Annotated in this window: 5 protein-coding genes; all 5 read left to right on the top strand. The window is 46.2% G+C overall.

Annotated elements, in window-relative coordinates:
* Nucleotides 1-111 precede the first annotated feature (111 nt).
* The 5 genes from RYK20_RS10630 (at nt 112) to RYK20_RS10650 (ending at nt 4,263) form a co-directional block, all read left to right on the top strand.
* Nucleotides 112-960 (top strand): hypothetical protein, encoded by an 849-nt coding sequence (locus RYK20_RS10630; RefSeq protein ID WP_314895403.1) that lies wholly within the window; start codon nt 112-114, stop codon nt 958-960.
* A gap of 544 nt (nt 961-1,504) precedes the next feature.
* The gene (locus tag RYK20_RS10635; protein ID WP_297978427.1) at nt 1,505-2,383 is read left to right on the top strand and encodes an ABC transporter permease; all 879 of its coding nucleotides are present in this window, start codon (nt 1,505-1,507) and stop codon (nt 2,381-2,383) included.
* A gap of 39 nt (nt 2,384-2,422) precedes the next feature.
* The gene (locus RYK20_RS10640) at nt 2,423-3,175 is read left to right on the top strand and encodes a DUF3883 domain-containing protein (RefSeq protein WP_314895404.1); all 753 of its coding nucleotides are present in this window, start codon (nt 2,423-2,425) and stop codon (nt 3,173-3,175) included.
* 23 nt (nt 3,176-3,198) lie between these two features.
* Entirely contained in the window at nt 3,199-3,444 is a 246-nt protein-coding gene (locus tag RYK20_RS10645) for a DUF3098 domain-containing protein (protein WP_314895405.1), read from the top strand.
* A 6-nt stretch (nt 3,445-3,450) separates the two neighbouring features.
* The gene (locus RYK20_RS10650; RefSeq protein ID WP_314895406.1) at nt 3,451-4,263 is read left to right on the top strand and encodes an undecaprenyl-diphosphate phosphatase; all 813 of its coding nucleotides are present in this window, start codon (nt 3,451-3,453) and stop codon (nt 4,261-4,263) included.
* The last annotated feature ends 489 nt before the right edge of the window (nt 4,264-4,752 follow it).

Below are 4,752 nucleotides of genomic sequence, written 5' to 3' on the forward strand. Positions count from 1 at the left end.
AGAAAAAAATGTCAGGGGCGACCCGCCCCAAAATTGTCAGGGGCGACTCGCCCCCGTGTGGCTTCACACCGGCTTCGTACTTGAATAAAAAAGACTTAACTAGTAACGAAAATGGAAATATTACCTACTATAATGCCTACCGCCTCCCCTCAAGAGGGGAGCGCCTCTATGGCTTCATACCCTGCTACCCTCGACTCCTTGGCAGACGAGAGCCAGCAACAGCTATTCTCGCAGATATGCAAGGCAGGAGACTGTCATCCCCTACACTTTGCACAGCAAGCACCTACTTTCTCACCTATACGCACCCTACCAAAGGAGCATACAAGAGCGCTACTAGGGGCTATCATTACTCAGCACGCACTATTGGTGGGCATACAAGGACGTATATCACCCCTACAGAAGGAGGATATCCTACGGCTTGTAGCCTCTCAGTTTGCCTATCTCTCCCTAGAGGAGATATACAAAGCCTTACAGCTAGAGCGCTATGGAGCCTATGGCGAACATACACAGCACTATCAGCTGGTAAATGCTACCTACCTCAGCCAGATACTTGCCAAGTACCAAGATTGGATGCGGCAATTACGGCAGACACACCGGATATCCACAACGCCCAAGGAAGAGGTACAAGAGCGCTCCTCCTCAGGCTACCTATCCCCAGAGCGATTTGCTCAGAATATCCATCGTGCCTATCAGGACTACTGCCAGCGGGGGGAGCTACCGTTCTTCAGCGAGTGGCTCTACTTAGGACTCTGTCGTAAGGGCATCATCCCACCCTTTACCCCTGACGAACAAGCCCTGATGCGTGCCCAGTATGCCCAAGAACAACGCGCCCAAGCACCCCTGAGACAGCGCCTCAAGCAGACCCTATCCCCCGAAGGAGACCTATCCCTCAAGCGCGAAATAGCCCTGAAGTTCTTCTTCCAAAAATGCCAACAACAAGGCATAGAAAAAATCTGCTGAGAGAGGGGGGAGGCGGGTCGCCTCGGACAATTATTTTTTTATTCCTAGAAAGCAAAAAAATTGCCCGTGCGGGGGGTGAGTCACCCCTGACAATTATTTTTTAAACTCAAAAAGAAAGAAAATGTCTGTGCGGGAGGCGACTCGCCTCTGAGAATTATTTCTAGCCTTTAAAAAAACGCCCGTACGGCTTCGTACCCTGCTGGCGCAAGCTTGTAGCTTGTGCCCAGTATTCATAGAGCTTCAAGCTCTCTTCTATATAAGCACGAGCTTAAAGCTCGCGCTAGCGGGGAAAAAAATGCCTGTGCGGCTTCACACTCTTATAACACTCTTAAAGAAAAAAACTGCCCGTGTGGCTTCACACCCGCACAGGTAATTATTCTTATAACCTCAAAAAGAAAGAAATTGTCAGGGGCGACCCGCCCCCGCACCCTTGGACAATTTTCTAGCCTTTTTAAAAGAAAAAAAATGCCTGTGTGGCTTCACACTTCTGTGGGATATTATAATTATTTTTGTACCTTTGCCCCTGAAATAGAATTTTATTACCGTGCACACCCGTAGCGAACGTTATAACCGTAGGAAGCTCGTCTCTTCCTATTTCTCTATTACCCTGAGTATCACCCTTGTACTCTTCCTCTTGGGGCTCTTGGGGCTCTTGGTACTCAATGGACAGCGACTTACCGAGCATTATAAAGAACGCTTGGTAATCTCCATTTTCCTCAAAGACCAAGCCAAGGAAGCCGACATACAGCAGTTGCATAAGAGCCTTTCTCTGGCAGACTATACCGCTGAGGTTCAATATATCTCCAAGGAAGCCGCTGCAGAAACCTTTATGCAGGAGCTAGGGGAGGACTTTGTCACTCTCATCGGGGTCAATCCCCTAAAAAACTCTTTTGACCTCAGGCTTAAGGCAAGCTATGTAACCCCTGAGCAAGTGCGTGTCATCGCTGAAGAAATCGCTCAGAATGCCTCCGTCAAGGAAGTAACCTATGACCGAGACCTGCTGGCTAAGATTGACCATAATCTCACCCGTATCAGCCTAGCGCTGTTGGGGATATCGGTGATTTTTACCCTAGTGGCGATGTTGCTCATCAACGCCTCTATCCGCTTGGCAGTCTATTCCAAACGCTTTGTCATCAAGACGATGCAGCTGGTGGGCGCCACCAAGGCATTCATCCGCCGTCCGTTTATCCTCAAGCATATCGCCTTGGGGCTCCTCAGTGCCACCCTCGCCTGTATCGCTCTGAGCCTATTGGTGTATTGGGTAGGAGAGCAATGGCCTGAAATCGCCCTGAACGAACATATAGGCGACTTGGTAGGGGTGTTCATAGGCATTTTTGCGATGGGTACCTTCCTCAGCTGGATTAGTACCTACTTCGCCGCCCAACGCTTCCTGAACCTACATACAGATGACCTGTATTACTAACCCAAACCTAAAGAATAACGGAATAACGGTCGCCCAACGATGGAAAAACATAAAAACTATGAATTATTGAACCTTCTAGGCTATGGATTGGCTAAGTTTGACGATGCTTTTATCCAACAGTTTGGCTTCCATTCCAAGAGCGACTTCTATGAGTATTTCGTTCGTTTAGGAATTGTCGAGACTCCGAGCGTTGTCAAGAATAGAAGGGATTTGTTCGACCCTTTTTTTGAGAATGGCAGAAAAGGATGGTGGCAGAGAAAACAGGTCTATGAGCCCAGAAAATTACTCATAGATAGCTTATTCGGCAAGGAAGAGGTACTAGGATATGCCAATGTAGTAAAGCTATTCCTCAAGGAGTATTACAAGATAACTGAGATAACCCTTCAGGCAAAGCCTATTGTGAAATCACAGTTCAGAAAAATGCAAGAGACAGGCTGGCAGGCAGAATGGTATTTTATGCAAAATTACCAACAGATTCCTCTCTTTCACAAGGGAGTCTTACAAGATGCACGTCTCTACGGTGATGGCTATGATTTCCAAATAGATGTAGCAGAGAAATCTTTTCTGGCAGAGGTCAAGGGCATCCGCCAGAGAACAGGTGATTTTAGGCTTACCCAAAAGGAGTTTGACAAAGCCCAAGCCTACCAAGAGGATTATATAGTTACTTTGGTTATTCATATGGAGGCTACCCCTGAGTTGGTAACCATTGCCAACCCTATCAAGCAGCTGAAATTTGAAAAAGAAAGCATCTCTGTCCAAGAACAAGTACAATATACGTTTAAGTTTTGTTAATTCACTAATAAAAACTCACTTTTATGAAAGAATTTATATTTAAGAAAGAGAATTTTATAGGGCTCCTCATAGGGCTTGCCCTTATTGTAATAGGCTTCTTGCTGATGAGTGGCGGGGGCAGTGAGGATCCTAAGGTGTTCAACCCCGATATCTTCGGTTTTAGAAGAATCAGCTTAGCGCCTACACTGGTGCTTTTAGGCTTCGCTACACAGGTGGTGGCTATCCTATACCAGAAAAAGAAAAAAGACGAAAATAAACCCTCTAAATAATACGCTATGGACTTGTTGCACGCCATCCTGATCGCTATCGTAGAGGGACTCACCGAGTACCTGCCCGTATCCTCCACCGCTCATATGATTCTTTCCCGTGAGCTGATGGGAATCCCCGAGGACGATTTCTTCCGCATCTTCGCCCTCTGTATCCAGCTAGGCGCAATCCTTGCCGTGGTAACCCTCTACGGGCGTACTTTCTTCAGCTTCTCCTCAGAACGCTGGCGTTTCTATGGTAAGCTCATCATCGCTGTAATCCCTGCCCTTATCCTAGGAAAGCTCCTGGACGACCCTATTGAGAAGGTAATGGGCAAGCCCGTTTATATCGCTCTGATGCTTATCGCCGGAGGGGTAGTACTGATCTTTATCGACCGTTTCTTCAAAGAACCTAAAGTAACCACTCAAGAGAATATCACTCCCAAAAATGCCTTCCTTATAGGGCTCTGGCAGTGCCTAGCGATGATGCCCGGAACCAGCCGTTCCGCCGCCTCTATCATCGGGGGGATGGAGCAAGGGCTCTCTCGCGGACTCGCCGCCGAGTTCTCCTTCTTCCTAGCCGTCCCTACGATGCTCGCCGTAACGGTCTATTCCCTTTGCCTGAAGACCTACCACGGTACAGGGGTCGACCTTAAGGGATACCAGCTCCTAGCTCAGAATAGCCAGTACCTCACCACCTTCCTTATAGGAAACCTAGTGGCTTATCTGGTGGCAATTATCGCCATCAAGGGATTCGTATCCCTAGTAAAGCGATATGGCTTCACCCCTTGGGGCTATTACCGTATCCTCGCAGGAATCCTTTTCTTACTCATTACCTACTAGCCCCTGCCCCAACAAAAAGAATAAAATAGGTGCCTCAGTAATTTTTTTACTATTTACTATTTATTTTTGTCGCATTCTACTACATAATTAAAAATAACACATCTGACACATTACCAGCTCCACGCAGACGTGCAGCAACGCACGTCTGCGGGTGCAAAGGTAAATTTTTTTGGTTATATTGTCAAGATGTTGTACCTTTGCACCTAGAAGTTACTGAGAAAATAGGTATAATCAAATGAAATAAGAGCTATTACTAAATCATTACCTAATCTTCTTGTAATTCCTGTATCTTCTTTATTTAAAATAGATTATAAAAGTAGTTTCAATTTTTTAGCAAAATCAAAAAAATTTGTCAGATTGAAAAAAAAATGTATCTTTGCTAACAATATGAGATTTTTCACCTTCATACTTAGCTTATATCTGTTGGCACTCATTGGGCTGCCTTGTACGGATATGCTTGAAGGTGAGGAGTCTTCAGCTTCTTATGAA

The organism is uncultured Capnocytophaga sp. (assembly GCF_963525585.1).
GTDB lineage: Bacteria > Bacteroidota > Bacteroidia > Flavobacteriales > Flavobacteriaceae > Capnocytophaga.

Bases quoted from the DNA above. Each gene is read 5' to 3' on its own strand.
- RYK20_RS10630 (WP_314895403.1), top strand. From the start codon at position 112: ATGGAAATATTACCTACTATAATGCCTACCGCCTCCCCTCAAGAGGGG.
- RYK20_RS10640 (WP_314895404.1), top strand. From the start codon at position 2,423: ATGGAAAAACATAAAAACTATGAATTATTGAACCTTCTAGGCTATGGA.
- RYK20_RS10645 (WP_314895405.1), top strand. From the start codon at position 3,199: ATGAAAGAATTTATATTTAAGAAAGAGAATTTTATAGGGCTCCTCATA.
- RYK20_RS10650 (WP_314895406.1), top strand. From the start codon at position 3,451: ATGGACTTGTTGCACGCCATCCTGATCGCTATCGTAGAGGGACTCACC.